The sequence below is a fragment of the Luteimonas sp. A482 genome, assembly GCF_054072655.1.
Genome location: NZ_JBSVRO010000001.1, coordinates 937,790 through 953,749, shown reverse-complemented (window position 1 = coordinate 953,749; position 15,960 = coordinate 937,790). Strand labels below are relative to the sequence as shown.

The following is a 15,960-nucleotide window of genomic DNA, read 5'->3' as shown; positions in this document are numbered from 1 at the left end:
GTCTCCACTTGTAGGAGCGGCTTCAGCCGCGAACGCAGGTAGGGGCGCCACGCCGCCCACCACGCGATCACCGCCACACGCCGCGCCCACCGGTTTGACCCTTCCTCTCCCAGCCGCGAGGATGGGACTCCATTCACCCGATCTGGGAGCCCTGATGCCAGCATTTACCGGCCAACGTGCCGGCCTCCAACCCCACTTCGCGCCGGCGCTGCCGGCCCGTTCCAGCGTCCTGGCCGACGAACATACCGGCCTGCAGCACGTGATGGTCACTCGCCACCCGCACTTCGGCGGGCAGCTGTTCCTCGACGACGACCTGCAGATTTCCGAATCCGACACCGCCTACGGCGTGGCCATGACCAGCCCCTTGCTGGAACTGCCCCGGCCCGCACGCGTGGCCATCCTCGGCGGCGGCGACGGTGGCGTGCTCTGCGAATTGCTGCGCACGTTCGAACCGCTCGACGCCATTCCCTCCGAACTGACCATGGTGGAGATCGACCCGCGCGTGGTCGCGCTCTCACGCCGCCATCTTCCCGCCCTGTGCGGCGATGCCTTCGACAGCCCGCATGCGCGCGTGGTGAACGGCGACGCCTACGCCTGGATCGCGCAGGCGCGCGGCCTGGACGCAGTGATCTACGACCTGACCATGGACCCGGTGCGCGAAGGCCATCCACGCGCGGAGTTCATCGCCCGCGTCATCGCCCACATGGCGCGCGCCCTGCGCCCCGGTGGCGTACTGAGCATGCAGTGCTGCGGCCACGGCCTGCGCGACGCCGAGGACCGCGCCACCCGCCGCGAACTGCTGCCGCTGATCCGCGAGGCGGTGGACGCGCACTTCCAGGATCGCTGCGAACAAAGCGTGCTGGTTCCGTCCTACCGCGACCTGTGGACCTTCCTCAGCGCGCGCAAGCCGGGCTGAGCGACCGTTCCAGCTGCCGGTAGTACGGCAGCAGCGCCAGCGCGCGCGCGACCACGAACAGCACGAACGCCGCCCACAGCCCGTGGTTGCCCCACAGCGCGGCGGCCGGCCATGCGCAGAGCAGGAACACGGCCAGCGACAGCAGGCCGGCGTTGCGCATCTCGCGCGTGCGCGTGGCGCCGATGAACACGCCGTCGAGCTGGAACGCGGCCACTGACAGCAGCACGTACAGCGCCGCCCAGGGCAGGTACGCGCGTGCCGCCGCGACCACCTCGGGCAGCGACACCAGCAGCCCCACCACCGTCCCGCCCAGCAGCCAGATGGCGAGCGCCAGCAGCGCCGCGGTGGCCAGCGCCAGTTCGCTCGACAGGCGCACCACGCGCCGCAGCCGGGGCAGGTTGCGCGCGCCGACCGCGCCGCCCACCAGCGCCTCGGCCACGAAGGCGTAACCGTCGAGGAAGAACGCGCTGAACGACACCAGCTGCAGCAGCAGATGGTTGGCCGCGAGCGTCACGTCGCCGAAGCGCGCGCCCTGGCTGGCGAACCAGCCGAAGCCAGCCAGCAGGCACAGCGTGCGCAGCATGATGTCGCCGTTGGCCGCCATCATCCGGCGCAGGCGCGTGCCGTCGCGCAAGCGTTCGAGCGGCAGGAACGGCGCGTCGTCGCGGTGCCGCGCGCGCAGCGTGCGCCACAGCACCAGCGCCGCCACCACGCAGGTGGTCCACTCGGCGATCGCGGTGCCCAGGCCGATTCCGCGCGCGCCCATGTCCAGCACGCCGGCGAAGTACACGTCGAGCGCGGCGTTGAGCCCGTTGAGCAGCAACTGCACCAGCAGCAGGGTGCGGCTGTGGCCCAGCCCGATCAGCGCGCCACTGAAGGCATACAGCGCCAACGCCGCCGGCGCGCCCCAGATGCGCGCCTGGAAGTAGTCCATGCCGGCGTTTTCCACCGCGACGCTGGCGTCCATCACCGCGAAGTAGGCCGTCGCCAGCGGCCACTGCAGCAGCATCACCACGATTCCCAGGCCCACGCCCAGCAACAGCGCGCGCGCCAGCGTGGCGCGCACCTCGGCCTCGTCGCCGGCGCCATCGGCCTGCGCGACGAAGCCGGTGGTGGCCATGCGCAGGAAGCCGAAGCTCCAGTAGATGAAGTTGAACAGCAGCGCGCCCAGCGCCAGCCCGCCCAGCGCGGCCGTGCTGCCGTAGTGGCCGATGACGGCGGTGTCCACCAGCCCCAGCAGCGGCACCGAGGCATTGGCCAGGATGATCGGCCAGGCCATGCGCGCGATGTCCGGGCGCGTGAGTGCGGGCGAGTGCGGCGTCTGCATCAGCCGATGATGCCGCAGCCCGTGGGTGGCGCGCATGCGATACGAAGCGGCGCGACCGGCAGATCCCTCGCTGCGCTCGGGATGACAGAGATACAGCGGACAGATGCTTCGCTGCGTTGTGGCCCTCGCCAGCTGTCATCCCGAGCGCAGCGAGGGATCTGCTCCGCGACACCCGGGCGCGTCGCGCTAGACGTCCCGCGCTGCTGCCAGCTGCGTTTCCACCGCCAGCCGCAGCTCCTCGAACGCGCAGGGCTTGCGCAGCAGCGGGATGTCCAGGTCGTGCGCCCCGGCCGGTCGACCGCCGGTCTGTACAGGTTTGTGCAGAAGACTATGAACAGGCCCGTGTGCAAACGGCATCGCGTCATGGCGTCTACCGCCGCACCTGCGGCATTCCCGTTCCGCGCAAGGCGTGCCGACCCGCCTATAGCCGCTCCACCGCCATCGCCCGCACCAGCACCTCGTCCTGGCGGAAGCGCTGCTGCAGCTGCCGCCGGTACGCCGCCCACCAGCCGTGGTCGAGCTGCGCGGCCATCACCTCGAACAGCACCACCTGGTCACGCTGCACCTGCCCGCCATCGTCTTCCCAGGCGCCCAGCGCCGGCGCACGCAGGAAGGCGGTGACGCCGCCGAAGAGGTCGGTTAGTTCTGTGCGTACGGTGTCGAACAGCGACCTCTCGAACGCCACGCCGGCGTTGTCATGCAGCGGCAGGAACAGCTGGACAAGATGCATGGGGCGGCCGGTGCAAGCGATGAAGGCCGCACGATCGCACGCGTGGCGTGGGCATGACGTCTGGAGCACGAAGTGACGGCCCGTTCACCGCACTGCGTCCATAACGCCGCCATGGCCAGACCTTCCATCGCAGCCGCAGCCGCACTCGCGACCCTGTTCGCCCTGCTCGCCCTGTCCGCCTGCGACGACTACCCCCGCGACGCCGACGACATGACCAGGCAGGCCGAAGAACAGGGCATGCGCGTGGGCGCCAGCCACGATCCGCCCTGGGTGGTGGTGTCGACCGACGGCACGGTCGGCGGCCCGGAAGCCGAACTGGTGCAGCGCTACGCCGATGCGCAGGGCTACCGGCTTACCTGGCTGCCGGGCAGCCATGACGCATTGATAGGCGACCTGGAGCGCGCGCGCCTGCACGCGGTGGTCGGCGGCCACCATCCCGACTCGCCATGGAAGCCCAAGGTCGGCTGGTCGCGCCCGCTCGCGCTGCGCGCATCGCCGGACGGGCCCATGCCCGAACGCCGCATCGCCTTGCCGCCCGGGCAACCGGCCTGGCACCTGGCCTTCGACCGCCACCTGGCCGAGCGCGAGGCCGCGCAATGAGCGCCGACGGCCTGCGTCCGCCAGCGCGCGAACTTCCACAGGCGCAGCGCGACGCCCTGCGCCGCGCCGAGCGGCTGTGCGGCTGGACGCTGCTGTGGATGTCGCTGGTCGCGGCGCTGATGTTCGTGACGATGGGCGGCTCGCAGGCGATGAAGACCGCGCTGATCGAGGACGTGCTGAGCCTGGTTCCCCCGATCGCCTTCCTCGTGGCCAGCCGCTTCCGCCGCAAGGGCGTGGACGCCGAGTACATCACCGGCCGCGAGCGCGCCTTCGACGTCAATTTCCTGATCTCCGCCGTCGCACTCACCGGCGTGGGCCTGGCCCTGGTCTACGACGGCCTGCATACCCTGCTCACCGCCACCCGCCCGGTGGTGGGCACGGTGATGATCGCCGGGCACGTGCTGTGGCAGGGCTGGATCATGATGGGCGCGCTGCTGGTCTCGGCGGTGCCGCCGATCATCCTGGGCCACAAGAAGCTGGCGCTGGCGAAGACGCTTTCGCTCAAGCCGCTGCACACCGATGCCGACATGGGCAAGGCCGACTGGATGACGGCCGCAGCCGGCATCGTCGGCGTGGCGGGCATCGGCTTCGGCCTGTGGTGGGCCGATGCCACTGCGGCGCTGGTGATCGCCGGCAGCATCCTGCACGACGGCGCCGGCAACCTGCGCGCCGCGGTCCGCAACCTGCACGACGCGCGCCCCGAAACACTCCAACGCGGCGAGCCCGACCCCCTGCCCGACCGCTTGTGCGCCGAGATCTCCGCACTGCCCTGGATGGACGGCTGCGCGGTGCGCCTGCACGAGGAAGGTTTCCACCTGTCCGGCGTGGTGCTGCTGCGCAACCGCACGCTCACCGCCGCGCAGGTGGAGGAAGTGCGCGCGATCGCGCAGGCGATCGACTGGCGGCTGGACCAGATCGACGTATCGATCAGCACCCCGAGGGAACATTGAGCGCGGGGAACAGGGATCTCTGGCGGAGATCCTGCCGGGATCTCTCGCTGCGCTCGAGATGACAATTTTTCTGCTGCGCCAGTTCGTGAGCAACCGGAACAACAAGCCTGTCATTCCGAGCGCAGCGAGAAGAGCTTTACAACGGCGAATCCGGTCAATCTCCGGCCGCACCACCAACCACTTTGCCGCACCACCGAATGACAGCCGCGCTGGCCTTGCCTACAGTGCGTGCGTACCCGTCCATGCAGACGCCATGCCCCGCCGCTTGAGGATTCCGCGCACCTACTGGGCCGACAGGTCCATCCTGGCCGTGCTGATCGCGGGGACAGCGTGGCTGTCGCTCACGCTGGCGCGCGGCCCCGGCGAGCTCGCGGCCATCTGGGTGGGCAACGGCATCCTCACCGGTTGGCTGTTGTCGCGGCGCACCGCCACCTGGCCGGGTTACCTCCTCGTTGCATTCGCGTCCGAGCTGTCGGCGCGCATCCTCGCCGGCGACGAGCCGCTCTACGCCATCGCGATCGCCGTGTGCAACCTGATCGAAGTGCTGGGTGTGGCCGGCATCGTGCGCCTGCGGGTCCCCGACATCCGCGATCCGCGCAGCTGGATACGGCTGGGCGGAATCGCCACTGCCGCCACCCTGGCGGCCTGCGCGGTGGCCGGCGTGCTGGCGGCGACCGTGGCCTACTCGCTGCACGCGCAGCCGTTCCTGCCCGCGCTGGGGCGGTGGTACTCGGCGCACGTGGTCGGCATGGTGGTGGTGGCCACCACCACCCTGGTCGCGCATCGCAGAGGCCTGGGCCTGCCCATCGCGTCCAGGCGCGGCTGGAGCCTGGCCGCCACGCTGGCGCTGCTGGCAGCGGTGGCGGTCGGCGTGTTCACCACCAGCCACTCGGTGCTGTTCCTCACCTATCCGCCGCTGCTGCTGGTGGCGGTGCAACACCGCTTCGCCGGCGTGGCGCTGGGCGTGATCGCGCTGGCGTTGATCGGCGCCACGGCTACTACCCTCGGCCTGGGCCCGATGGCGCACCAGGAACTCGACGCGGCCACGCGCATCGCCCTGCTGCAGCTGTACATCGCCGGCGGCTGCGTGATGACCATTCCCGTGTGCCTGGCCCTGGCCGAACGCGACCGCCTCGCCACCAGCCTGCGCGACAGCGAGCGCCGCTACCGCATGCTCGCCGACCATTCGCACGATGCCGTCACCCGGGTAAACGCCGAGGGCGAGCGCATCTACGTCTCGCCCTCCGCCACCGAGATGCTGGGCTGGGCGCCGGCCAACCTGCTGGGGCCGCGCTGGGAGATCGTCCATCCCGAAGACCGGGACAGACAACGCGCGGCGATGGAAGAGGTGCTCGCCAGTGGCGAGCCGAACACCGACAGATACCGGCTGCGCCACAAGGACGGCCATTACGTCTGGATCGAGGCGGTGTCGCGCTGCATCCCCGCCGACGACGGCGGCGACCGCAACGACGTGGTGATCGCCGCGCGCAACATCAACCGCCGCGTCGCCGCCGAACAGGCGCTGGCCGAAAGCCGCCTGGAACTCGAACGCCAGTCGCGCGTGGACGCGCTGACCGACCTGGCCAACCGTCGCCAGTTCGAAGAGCGCCTGTCATTGGCGCTCAAGCGCCTGCAGCGACACCACACGCCGGTGGCGCTGCTGTACCTCGATATCGACCGCTTCAAGGGCATCAACGACGGCTATGGCCATGCCGCCGGCGATGCCGTGCTGCAGGCGTTCGCCCGTCGCCTGTGCCACTGCGTGCGCGAGACCGACCTGGTGGCGCGCCTGGGCGGCGACGAGTTCGTGATCCTGCTCGAGGACGTCCCGGCCACGGGCGCCGAGGCGGTGGCGCGCAAGGTGGTGGCCGCCATGGTCGATCCCATCGATGCCGGCGACGGCCACCGCATCACCGTCACCACCAGCATCGGCATCGCCTGCACCCGGCAGCCCACCGACGCCGGCACGCTGATGGCAGAGGCGGACGCCGCGCTGTACGCGGCCAAGAATGCAGGGCGCAACCGCTATCACGTGGGGACGCCGGACTAACGCGCAGCCGCGTCGCGGCGCAATCACCCCAACCCGCTACCAGACCAGGTCGTCCGGCACCTTGAACTGCGCGTAATACGCATCGTCTTCATCACTCGACGGCGCGGCCGCTGCCCCCGCCTGCCCGTGATCGAGCACGATCATCCCCGCATCGCGCTCGCGCACCTGCTGCCCCGCCCCGCGCGGCAGCAGCACATACCCGTCCGCGCCAGCCGCGACCACCAGCTCACCCGCCGCCAGCTTGCGGCGCAGGTCCTCGGTCACCAGCAGCGTGCGGATCGCACCATCGGCGGTGAACCGGTACTCGCTCTCGCCACCGTGCGGCACGCGCTTGTCGCGGATGATCTGGCGCGCCTGCGCGCGCAGCTCGGCCACGCGCGCCTGCGCCCTGCGCTCGGCCTCCAGCGCACGGTCGCGCTCGGCCTTCTCGGCCCGCACCCGCTGCGCTTCCAGCTCGATCTCGTTCGGCCCGGACGGCGCCCGCGCATGCCGGGCCAGGTGCTGCTCGCGCGCCACCGCCGAAACCTTGGACTTCTTGACCAGCCCGGCCTTGAGCAGCTGTTCCTGGAGGGGATTGCCTTTGGCCATGGCGGCGGCACCTTGCTTGGGAGGCCACCATGATACGGCCGCGCCGTCGGGCCCCTTGCCGGCAGCCCTGACGGAGTCCGGACGCGACCGTTCAGTCGCGCAGCTTCAGCGTCGGATGTTCGTCGAGCACGCCGTCTTCCAGGATCACCACGTGGCGCGTGTCGTCCTTGTCGAACAGCACCGGGATCGGCGTCTGGAACAGCGGCCGGCGCACGAAGGCCAGCCGCCAGCGGAAGATCTCCAGCGCCTCCAGCGTGACCAGCTGGGCAGGCGTGAGCCCGGCGCGCAGCGCTTCGGCAGCGGTCGGCGGGGCCGGCCTGCGGCGCTCGGGCGTGCGCGGCCCGGGAGGCGGCGCCACGGACTGCCACGGACCGTCGATGACCGTGGCTTGGTGGTGGTTGCGGGACATGGAAACTCCGGAACTTCGGTGGGGGCCGGGCCTACCTGGCGCGCTTCCCATGGCGCGCTGGCATACGCCGGCGCATGGGGCAAAGCAAGGCGCGTGCCGTTGTGGGTGTGTCGCCACTAAACTCCAGTGAATTCAGTGATTTGTTCACTTCGGATGCAGGAATGTGGACGGGATGTGCACGCCAGGCGCCGTCCGGCTGACACCGAACCGTTGTCCGCGCGCCCACCACCCGATCCGGGTCGACCGGCGCGCCGCAGCGCTGCCGGAAAATTGACTCGCTGCGCCTACCGGCATCCGCAGGGTGCCCCGTTGCGTCCGATTTCTGCCCCTCGCTGCCGCAGGCAGACGCCGCTGCCGCGGGCAGACGCCGCCGAGACGATTCGCTTGCGGCCTCCCCTGTCTCTTCGGAGACTGGGCAACCCCGGGCACACGCACGCACGGCATGACCACCACCCCGCACGAACTGCACCGCCTGGCGGCGTTCACCGACGATCCGCGAGGCGGCAACCCCGCCGGCGTCTGGATCGGCGATGCGCTGCCGCCTGCGGATCACATGCAGCGGGTCGCCGCCGAGGTGGGGTACTCGGAAACGGCGTTCCTGGCCCCTGCCGCTGGGCGCGCGTGGCGGGTCCGCTACTTCAGTCCCCTGGCCGAAGTGCCGTTCTGCGGGCACGCCACGATCGCCAGCGGCGTCGTGCTGGGTCGCAGGTCCGGCAGTGGCACTTACACGCTCGCCACCCGCGCGGGCGACGTGCGTGTCCAGGTCGAGCGCGAAGGAGATATGTGGCGGGCCAGCCTGCAGTCGGTCCCCACGCAGCAGCGCCCTGTGCCCGCGGCCCTGCTCGACGAAGCCCTGGCTGCGCTCGACTGGCGCCGGGGTGAACTGGATCCGCTGCTGCCCCCGATGCTGGCGTACGCCGGGGTGTGGCACCTGGTGCTCGCGGTTGCGCAGCGACAGCGGCTCGAACAGCTGCGCTACGACTTCGAGCGTCTGAAGACGCTGATGCTGGCGCACGCGCTGTCAACGCTGCAGCTGGTGTGGCGCGAATCGCCCACGCGATTCCACGCGCGCAATCCCTTCCCCGTGGGCGGCGTGGTCGAGGATCCGGCCACCGGCGCGGCCGCCGCGGCGCTCGGCGGCTACCTGCGCGATGCCGGCCTGATGCCAGTGCCGGATGGGTTCCAGATCATCCAGGGCGCGGCGATGGGGCGACCCAGCCTGCTGGTCGTCACCGTGCCTGCCGAGGGCGGGATCATCGTGTCGGGCACTGCGGTGGACATGCCGGCAGGGGACTGAGAGCGGTCAGCCCGCCCTGCTTCGTTGCGGGATCCGCGTGCCGCTGCGCGATGCGGAAAACGCCGCCGCTTCCGCTCGGTCCGGCACTGACAGAAGCTGCGCCTGCGCGTGGAAATGCACCAGCAGCCCCGCGAGGCTGCGCAGGTCCTGGGCGTTGTGGTCGCCGACGCGACGGAGTTTGTCGGCGCTGCCGCCGCGCAGGTAGTCGAGCCAGGCGGCGGGGGCTTCCGATCCGGGCAGGTCGTCTTCGCGCACCACGCCGAGCAGTTGCCGCTCGACGGTGGCGAGGCGGCAGTTCTCCCAGACGCCGCGGTAGCGGCGCCGGACCGGATGCAGCAGGTCGATGTGGTCGCGGCCGAGCACCGGATCGGACAGCCGGGCCAGGGTGTAGCGCGTGCTCAGCAGTGGCCGGTCGTAGCACTTGCCGTTGTAGGACAACAGCACGGTGCGCGGCTCCAGCCAGTTGGCGAACTCGCGCAGCATCGCCTGCTCGGCGCCCATGGTGGTCATCAGCAGCTGGCGGATGCGCAGGCCGCCGTCGCGCCAGTCGCTGGCGCCGATCATGAAGGCGCGCGTGCCGGTGCCCCCGGCAAGGCCGGTGGTCTCGGTGTCGAAGGCGAGGATGCGGTGGGTTTCGATCTGGTCGAGGGCGGGCGCAGTGAGGTTCAGCGCCGTCAGGTCCAGTCGCGCCGGCAGGCGTTCGAACGGCACCCACTTCTCGATGTAGCGCAGGCCGGGCGCGATTTCCACACCCTCCAGGCTGCGGTCGAAACTGTGCACTGGCGACAGGGCGCGCGGGCGCAGGCCAAGCAGCTTGCGCAGCTGCGCCACCTGCGCGTCGGTCGTCTTCCCGCGTGGCGCGGCGGGCGGCACCACCTGCTCGCCGGTCGTCTTCCCCTGCGGCGCAACGGGCGCCGCCATGGGTCGGGCCGCCACGCCCGCCTGCTGCCGCAATCCGGCCAGGCGTTTGGCCAGCACGCTCAAGCCGTCTCTCCCAGCAGTTCCAGCACCTGCATCCCCGCCGCCTTCACCGACTTGCCTGCCGCTTCGCTGCTGGCCAGGATCGGCCCCACGCACGCCGGGCAGCCATGCTTGCAGGGACACGAAAGAATCAGCCCCAGCGCCTGCTGGCGCAGATCCTCGCGACGCTCGAACAGCGGCAGCGACAGCCCCACGCCGCCCGGATAGTTGTCGTAGAGAAACAGCGTGGGCGTGAACCCGCGTGCGGCCTCCACCATCGCCTCGCCACTGTCGCCCGAGCGGATCTGCCCGCGCCCGGCCTGGTCGGCGGTGGCGAACCACGCACCGTCGCCGCTGCCCACCGCCTTCTGCAGGTCGCGCCCTTCGGCCATCACGCAGACCATGGCCACCAGGTGCAATGCGTACGCCGCTGAAAGAAACCCATCGAGCGCATCCTGGCGGCTGTCGAAACTGCTATCCAGCACCCGCTGCGGCAGCTGCCACCAGCATGCGGTGGTGTGCAGCTCCTGGTCGGGCAGAGTCACCGGCCCGTAGCCGATGTTCTCGTGGGTGTGGAAGCGGATCTTCTTGTAGCCCGACACCCGCCGCAGCACGTGCACCTCGCCGTGGTGGGCACTACCCTGCCCGGCCAGCGCGCCTTCGGCCTCGTCGAGCACCTTGAGCTTGGTGTAGTCGATGGCGTCGGTGTAGTAGTCCACGTTGGTCTGCTGCACGTAGGCCTTGCGCCCTTCCCAGTCCAGGCGTTCGACCTGGTAGGGCTCGGACTGCACCATGTGGATCGCGCCCTCGTAGAGCGTGAGCGCGGCAGCCGAATAATCGACTTCGGCGATGATGGTCTGGCGGCCGTTGGTGCGGTCGACCACCACGAAGTTGCCGTCGGCCACCGAGCGCAGGTTCACCGCCTGGGCCGGATAGCTGTCGGCGATCCACTCCCAGCGCTCGCCTTCCTGGTGCAGCACGCCGCTTTCGACCAGCACCTCCAGCCACGGGCCCGGATCGACCGGCCCGAAGGCATCCCCAGCCAGGAACGGAAGCTCGAAGGCCGCGCAGCGGATGTGGTCCATCAGGATCAGCGGCTGGTCGGGTTCGATGCGCGCCTGCTCGGGCGTGGCGCTGGCGAAGAACTCCGGATGACGCACCACGTATTGATCAAGCGGCAGGCTGCTGGCCACCAGCACGCCGATCGACGGCTGCTGGCGCCGACCCGCCCGACCGAAGCGCTGCCAGGTCTGCGCGATGGAGCCGGGATAGCCGTTGAGCACCACGACATCCAGGCTGCCGATGTCCACGCCCAGCTCGAGCGCGGAGGTGCTGACGATGCCGTCGATCTTGCCCGAGCGCATCTCGCGCTCCACCTCGCGCCGCTCCGTGGGCAGGTAGCCGCCGCGATAGGCGCGTATGCGCCGCGGCTTGCGCGGGTCGTGGTCGAACACTTCCTTGAGGTACTTGGTGAGCACCTCGACCATCAGCCGCGACTGGCAGAACACCATCGTCTTCAGGCCCGACTTGATCGCCATGCGCGCGATGCGGTTGGACTGCGAGCGGGCCGACGCGCGTATGCCGAGGTCGGGGTTCACCACCGGCGGGTTCCACAGCAGGATGTGCTTGTCGCCGGTGGGCGCGCCGCTGTCGGTGATCGCCTCCACCTCGTGCTCGATCAGCGCACTGGCGTGCTGCGCGGCATTGCCGATCGTCGCCGAGCACAGCACGAACTGCGGCTTGACCCCGTAGAACGCGCACACGCGCTTGAGCCGCCGGATCACGTTGGCCACGTGCGAGCCGAACACGCCGCGATACGTATGCACCTCGTCGATCACCACGTAGCGCAGGTTCTCGAAGAACTGCGCCCACTTGGTGTGGTGCGGCAGGATCGCCTGGTGGAGCATGTCGGGATTGCTGACCACGATGTCGCCATTGAGCCGGATGGCCTGGCGCGCATCGCCCGGCGTATCGCCATCGAAGGTCGCCGCGCGCAGCCCCAGGGCTCCCGCGGCATTGAGTTCCAGCAGCTCGGCCACCTGGTCCTGGGCCAGCGCCTTGGTCGGGAACAGGTACAGCGCCTTGGCCCCCTGCTCCAGCGCCGCACTGACCACCGGCAGCGTGTAGCACAGCGACTTGCCCGACGCCGTGGGCGTGGCCACCACCACATGCCGCCCCGCGCGCGCCGCGTCCCAGGCCTGCGCCTGGTGCGAATACAGCGAGCGGATACCGCGCGCCTGCAGCGCCGCATCGAGCGCGGGCGGCAGGTCACGCGGCAGCGGGCGCAGGTCGGCCGCCTGGCCCGGAATGGTGAACTGCCCGGTGACACGGTCGGCATAGCGATCGGCCAGGCGACGCGCCAGCTGTCCGCCGGAGGGAACGGGCGCAGGCAACGGCCTGGCGTGGAGGATGGCGTTCATGGGGCCTGCCCTGATTGGGCGGGCCAGTGTTGTGGGGGGCAGTCTCACCAGGTGAGTCTGAGCGCTCGCCGGGGAGCCTCTGAACAAGCCCCATTTTGCTCGTCATTCCCGCGAAGGCGGGGCTTTTCAACAGCCCGCAGGGCTGGTCATCCAGGGACTTTGGACTCAACGGCTTGCAGTCAGTGGATCCCCGCGTTCGCGGGGATGACGACAGTTGTTCAGAGGTTCCTTAGGGAACCCACCTGTCCTCATGTGCCCAGGATGCGGCTAGCTCAGGTGCCGGCCTCGCCTCATTCGTCGCGCGCATAACCCGCCTCGCGTTGCGCCCGGATCGCCAGGACGAATACCGCATCCAGCGCCATCACATACCGGTAGAGGGCGATGTACCCGCGAGCGCCCCGGCCGATGACCAGTTCGCGCAGACCATCGCGCGTTGGGCGTCCGATCAGCGGATTGTTCGTGAGCACATCGGAAGCGCTGACGATCTCGCCAAGCCGATCGTGAAGGTGCCCGGCCTCGTGCTGCTCCAGATGGATGATGACGCGCTGCAGGTCCTCATACACGCCGGGCAGAAACTCGACGCGCGCCATGTTACTTGGCGAACTTGCGCGCGACTGGATGCGGACCGGCCTTGCCGTGGCTGCGGTCGACCAGATAACGGCGCATCTCTTCCCAGGGAATGCTCTCGCCGGTTTCGAGGAACGCCGCCCAGCGCTGATCGGCCTGTGCATAGAAGTCGGCGCGCCGTTCGGCGAGATCAGCCTTCTCGGCGATGGCTTCCAGGATGAAGTTGTGCGAGGTGGTGCCGGCCGCTTCCGCAGCCTGAGCGACGCGGGCTTTGAGGTCGTCGGGCAGGCGGATGGTGGTGGTGCTCATGGAAGCTCCGGTTTTGCGTCTCGCGGCAAAAGTAGCACAAATGTGACACATGTATCCCGACCCCTGAACGAATGGCCCCGCCGGAGCGGGGCCATGGCAGGTTTACCGTGAGGTGTCGAGATCAGCCTGCGGGCACCGGCTCGGGCGCCGGCTGCGACGCGGCGCTACGTGCAGTGCGGCTGAAGCGCTGCGACAGCAGCCGCTTCAGCGCCTCCATGCCCTCGCCCCGCCCCGACACCTTGAGCACCGCATAGCCTTCCAGCGCCGCGTTCATCAGGTCGCTGCCCAGCGCAATCTCCGCCCCGGACATGCGCTCCTGCAGGCGCTTGATCCGCTGCAGCCGCGGGCGCAGCGCGTCGAGCGAGGCCAGGTCGCGCTGGAAGCCCTCCAGGTCGAAGTTGCGCGGCAGCACGCCCGGGTTCTCGGCAAAGGCCACCGTGCTCTGGCGCACGAAGGCCTCGGACTTGGCGCCCATCTTGGCCAGGTCCCGCGTCTGGTCCGGACCCAGCGCGGCCATCCCGGCCAGCTCGGTCTCCACCGCCGCCAGCGCGGCATCCAGGCGTCCCAGCCGCTCGGCATCCAGGCTCAGGTCGATCAGGTTCTGCGACATCACGTGTCTCCTTGGTCCATGTGAAAGTTGGCCGGCGCATCCCGTCCGGCCTGTGCATTCCAGCGGGCGGACGCCCGCCGCGCCGCCGGGGAAGTCCGCACCCCGCTGTAGGACAACGCCCCGGTGGCGGGTGGGACTGGGCCTACAGCGGCTGGCGGCGGGTATGGCGCAAGCGGCCAGCGGTAGCGCGCAAGCGGACACGGCCGGCGCGCAAGCGGGAAACAGTGGGCCGCGAGCCGAAATGGCTTGCGCGCAAGCATTCGGCGGTTGCGCGCAAGCGAGTCCGGCTTGCGCGCAAGGCGGCAACAGTCGCGCGCAAGCGGAATTGGCTTGCGCGCAAGCCAACGGCGCCCGTGCTCCAGCACGAGCCATCCAATCGCAAGCCGCGAAGGCTTGCGCGCAAGCGATATTTGGTTGCGCGCAACTGGTTTTCAGTCGCGTGCAAGGCGCGGTGGCTTGGCGCTGATGCAAATCTGCTCGTAGGATGAGTCGGGACGGCCAGAAGCCGCGATGTTTGCGATCCAAGCGTTGGGAAGCAGAGAAAGTGAACCTGACCCGATCCTCCTCATAGCCCTTGACCTTTACAAAAAGTGTCAGGGCAAAAGCGGCAGCCCCAGTTCCTTCAGAAAGGAATTGTGGCGCTTCTTCGCCTCGGCGATCTCCTTTTCGATCGTAACCAGACCGCTATGGACTTCCGCAAGGTCAATCTCCGACTCTGCACGCGCCGTGCTCACATAACGGGAAATATTGAGATTGAACTCGTTCTTCTCGATCTCGGCCATGTCGACGCGCCTTGCATAACGGGACTCCTCTGAGCGCTCCCGATATGTCGAGACGATCTTGGCGATGTGTTCCGGCAGCAGGCGGTTCTGGCGTTTACCCTTCTCGAAATTCTCGGGGCTACTAGCATTGATGAACAACACATCATCCGGCTGCTTGCACTTCTTCAGTACCAAGATGCAAACGGGAATTCCAGTGGAATAGAACAGGTTCGCCGGCAGCCCGATTACCGTATCGATGTGCCCGTCCCTGAGCAGTTTGGTGCGAATGCGCGACTCGGCGCCACCGCGGAACAACACACCGTGCGGCAGGATGATGGCCATCACGCCATCGTCCTTGAGGTAATGGAAGCCGTGTAGCAGGAAGGCGAAATCCGCCGCCGACTTGGGTGCCAACCCGTGGTTTCGGAAGCGCATGTCCTCGCCCAATGCCTCGTTCGGCTCCCAGCGATAGCTAAAGGGCGGATTGGCCACCACGGCATCGAACCGCGGCATCCGAGCAGGATTCGACTCGCGCAGCCAGTCCCATTGGTTCTCCAGCGTGTCGCCGTGATAGATCTCGAACTCTGAATCCTTCACCCCGTGCAGCAGCATGTTCATGCGCGCCAAGTTGTAGGTGGTGATGTTCTTCTCCTGCCCTACCAGTTTTCCAATGCTTCGTTCCTTCGCGTGCCGGCGCACATTCAGCAACAGCGAACCGGAACCGCAGGCGAAGTCCAGCACCTGGTCCAGGTGGGCGCGCGGGCCGGATGCGGGATTCTGGCTGTCGAGGGTGACGATGGCGGACAAGATGTCGGAGATGAACTGCGGCGTGTAGAACTCGCCGGCCTTCTTGCCACTGCCGGCAGCGAACTGGCCGATCAGATACTCGTACGCATCTCCCAGCGTATCGTTATCGGCCTTGAAGTGCGTCAGCCCCTTGGCGATCTCGCCGACGATCTTGATCAGTTGCTTATTACGCTGTGCATATGCCTTGCCCAACTTTTCGGAGTTCAGGTTGATCTCTGAGAACAACCCGCCAAAAGCGCTCTCGAATGATTCCTCTTCGATGTACTTGAAGGCATCCTGCAGCGTGCTCAGCAGGTCATTGCTCTGCACACGCGCCAACTCGGCAATGTTCGACCACAGGTAATCTGGATGCACCACGTAGTGCACCTTGCGGCGCATCTGCTTCTCGAAGGCCAGCACGTCTGTGGGATTGTCGGCATACCAAATGGCCAGCGGCGCCCGGCGCTCTTCCTTGCCCGGAACCGGATAGTCGCCGCCAAGCTCGCGTTTGGCCGCCGCTTCGTAGTTGTCCGACAGGTAGCGCAAGAACAGGAAGGCGAGCATGTAGTCCCGGAAATCGTCCGCGTCCATGCTGCCGCGCAGGGTGTCGGCGATGTTCCAGAGTAACGCGCCGAGCTTGTTTCGTTCGTCTTGGGTCATGGTAATCAGGGCTTCGGTCG

Annotated in this window: 14 protein-coding genes and 1 pseudogene; 5 read left to right on the top strand and 10 right to left on the bottom strand. The window is 68.7% G+C overall.

What is annotated here, in order from left to right; all coding sequences use genetic code 11:
• Positions 1-154 precede the first annotated feature (154 nt).
• A complete protein-coding gene (locus ACW5DW_RS04245; protein ID WP_457017520.1) occupies positions 155-916 on the top strand; it encodes a spermidine synthase in 762 nt (253 codons plus the stop codon).
• On the opposite strand, the gene ACW5DW_RS04240 is transcribed toward ACW5DW_RS04245, so the two are convergent.
• Both ACW5DW_RS04240 and ACW5DW_RS04235 read right to left on the bottom strand, forming a co-directional pair.
• Complete coding sequence (locus tag ACW5DW_RS04240; protein ID WP_457017519.1) at positions 894-2,243, bottom strand: MATE family efflux transporter; 1,350 nt, start codon at positions 2,241-2,243, stop codon at positions 894-896. The genes ACW5DW_RS04245 and ACW5DW_RS04240 overlap by 23 nt on opposite strands.
• A 421-nt stretch (positions 2,244-2,664) precedes the next feature.
• On the bottom strand, positions 2,665-2,973 hold the full coding sequence (locus ACW5DW_RS04235) for a hypothetical protein (protein ID WP_457017518.1): 309 nt from the start codon (positions 2,971-2,973) through the stop codon (positions 2,665-2,667).
• Positions 2,974-3,084: 111 nt separating this feature from the next.
• Between ACW5DW_RS04235 and ACW5DW_RS04230 the strand changes: the two genes are divergently transcribed.
• From ACW5DW_RS04230 to ACW5DW_RS04220, 3 genes are all read left to right on the top strand, one after another.
• Positions 3,085-3,573: an ABC transporter substrate-binding protein gene (locus ACW5DW_RS04230; protein WP_457017517.1), complete on the top strand. Its 489-nt coding sequence runs from the start codon at positions 3,085-3,087 to the stop codon at positions 3,571-3,573.
• On the top strand, positions 3,570-4,523 hold the full coding sequence (locus ACW5DW_RS04225; RefSeq protein ID WP_457017516.1) for a cation transporter: 954 nt from the start codon (positions 3,570-3,572) through the stop codon (positions 4,521-4,523). The genes ACW5DW_RS04230 and ACW5DW_RS04225 overlap by 4 nt, the downstream gene beginning before the upstream one ends.
• 253 nt (positions 4,524-4,776) lie before the next feature.
• The gene (locus tag ACW5DW_RS04220; RefSeq protein WP_457017515.1) at positions 4,777-6,573 is read left to right on the top strand and encodes a diguanylate cyclase domain-containing protein; all 1,797 of its coding nucleotides are present in this window, start codon (positions 4,777-4,779) and stop codon (positions 6,571-6,573) included.
• Between the two features lie 36 nt (positions 6,574-6,609).
• On the opposite strand, the gene ACW5DW_RS04215 is transcribed toward ACW5DW_RS04220, so the two are convergent.
• Positions 6,610-7,161 (bottom strand): DUF2058 domain-containing protein, encoded by a 552-nt coding sequence (locus tag ACW5DW_RS04215; protein ID WP_457017514.1) that lies wholly within the window; start codon positions 7,159-7,161, stop codon positions 6,610-6,612.
• Positions 7,162-7,252: 91 nt separating this feature from the next.
• Positions 7,253-7,570, bottom strand: coding sequence for a hypothetical protein (locus ACW5DW_RS04210; RefSeq protein WP_457017513.1), 318 nt, complete (start codon positions 7,568-7,570; stop codon positions 7,253-7,255).
• A gap of 442 nt (positions 7,571-8,012) precedes the next feature.
• Between ACW5DW_RS04210 and ACW5DW_RS04205 the strand changes: the two genes are divergently transcribed.
• Positions 8,013-8,867, top strand: a complete 855-nt coding sequence (locus ACW5DW_RS04205) for a PhzF family phenazine biosynthesis protein (RefSeq protein WP_457017512.1) — start codon at positions 8,013-8,015, stop codon at positions 8,865-8,867.
• 6 nt (positions 8,868-8,873) lie between these two features.
• Here ACW5DW_RS04205 and ACW5DW_RS04200 read toward each other — a convergent pair whose 3' ends face one another.
• The 6 genes and pseudogenes from ACW5DW_RS04200 to ACW5DW_RS04175 form a co-directional block, all read right to left on the bottom strand.
• Positions 8,874-9,845: a ribonuclease H-like domain-containing protein gene (locus tag ACW5DW_RS04200; protein ID WP_457018399.1), complete on the bottom strand. Its 972-nt coding sequence runs from the start codon at positions 9,843-9,845 to the stop codon at positions 8,874-8,876.
• 2 nt (positions 9,846-9,847) lie between these two features.
• Positions 9,848-12,211, bottom strand: a pseudogene (locus ACW5DW_RS04195) (DEAD/DEAH box helicase); the annotation flags it as partial.
• A gap of 326 nt (positions 12,212-12,537) precedes the next feature.
• Positions 12,538-12,837, bottom strand: coding sequence for a type II toxin-antitoxin system RelE/ParE family toxin (locus ACW5DW_RS04190; protein ID WP_457017511.1), 300 nt, complete (start codon positions 12,835-12,837; stop codon positions 12,538-12,540).
• A 1-nt stretch (position 12,838) separates the two neighbouring features.
• Positions 12,839-13,123: a ribbon-helix-helix protein, CopG family gene (locus ACW5DW_RS04185; RefSeq protein ID WP_457017510.1), complete on the bottom strand. Its 285-nt coding sequence runs from the start codon at positions 13,121-13,123 to the stop codon at positions 12,839-12,841.
• 121 nt (positions 13,124-13,244) lie between these two features.
• Positions 13,245-13,733 (bottom strand): hypothetical protein, encoded by a 489-nt coding sequence (locus ACW5DW_RS04180; RefSeq protein WP_457017509.1) that lies wholly within the window; start codon positions 13,731-13,733, stop codon positions 13,245-13,247.
• 593 nt (positions 13,734-14,326) lie between these two features.
• Complete coding sequence (locus ACW5DW_RS04175; RefSeq protein WP_457017508.1) at positions 14,327-15,940, bottom strand: type I restriction-modification system subunit M; 1,614 nt, start codon at positions 15,938-15,940, stop codon at positions 14,327-14,329.
• Positions 15,941-15,960: the final 20 nt, after the last annotated feature.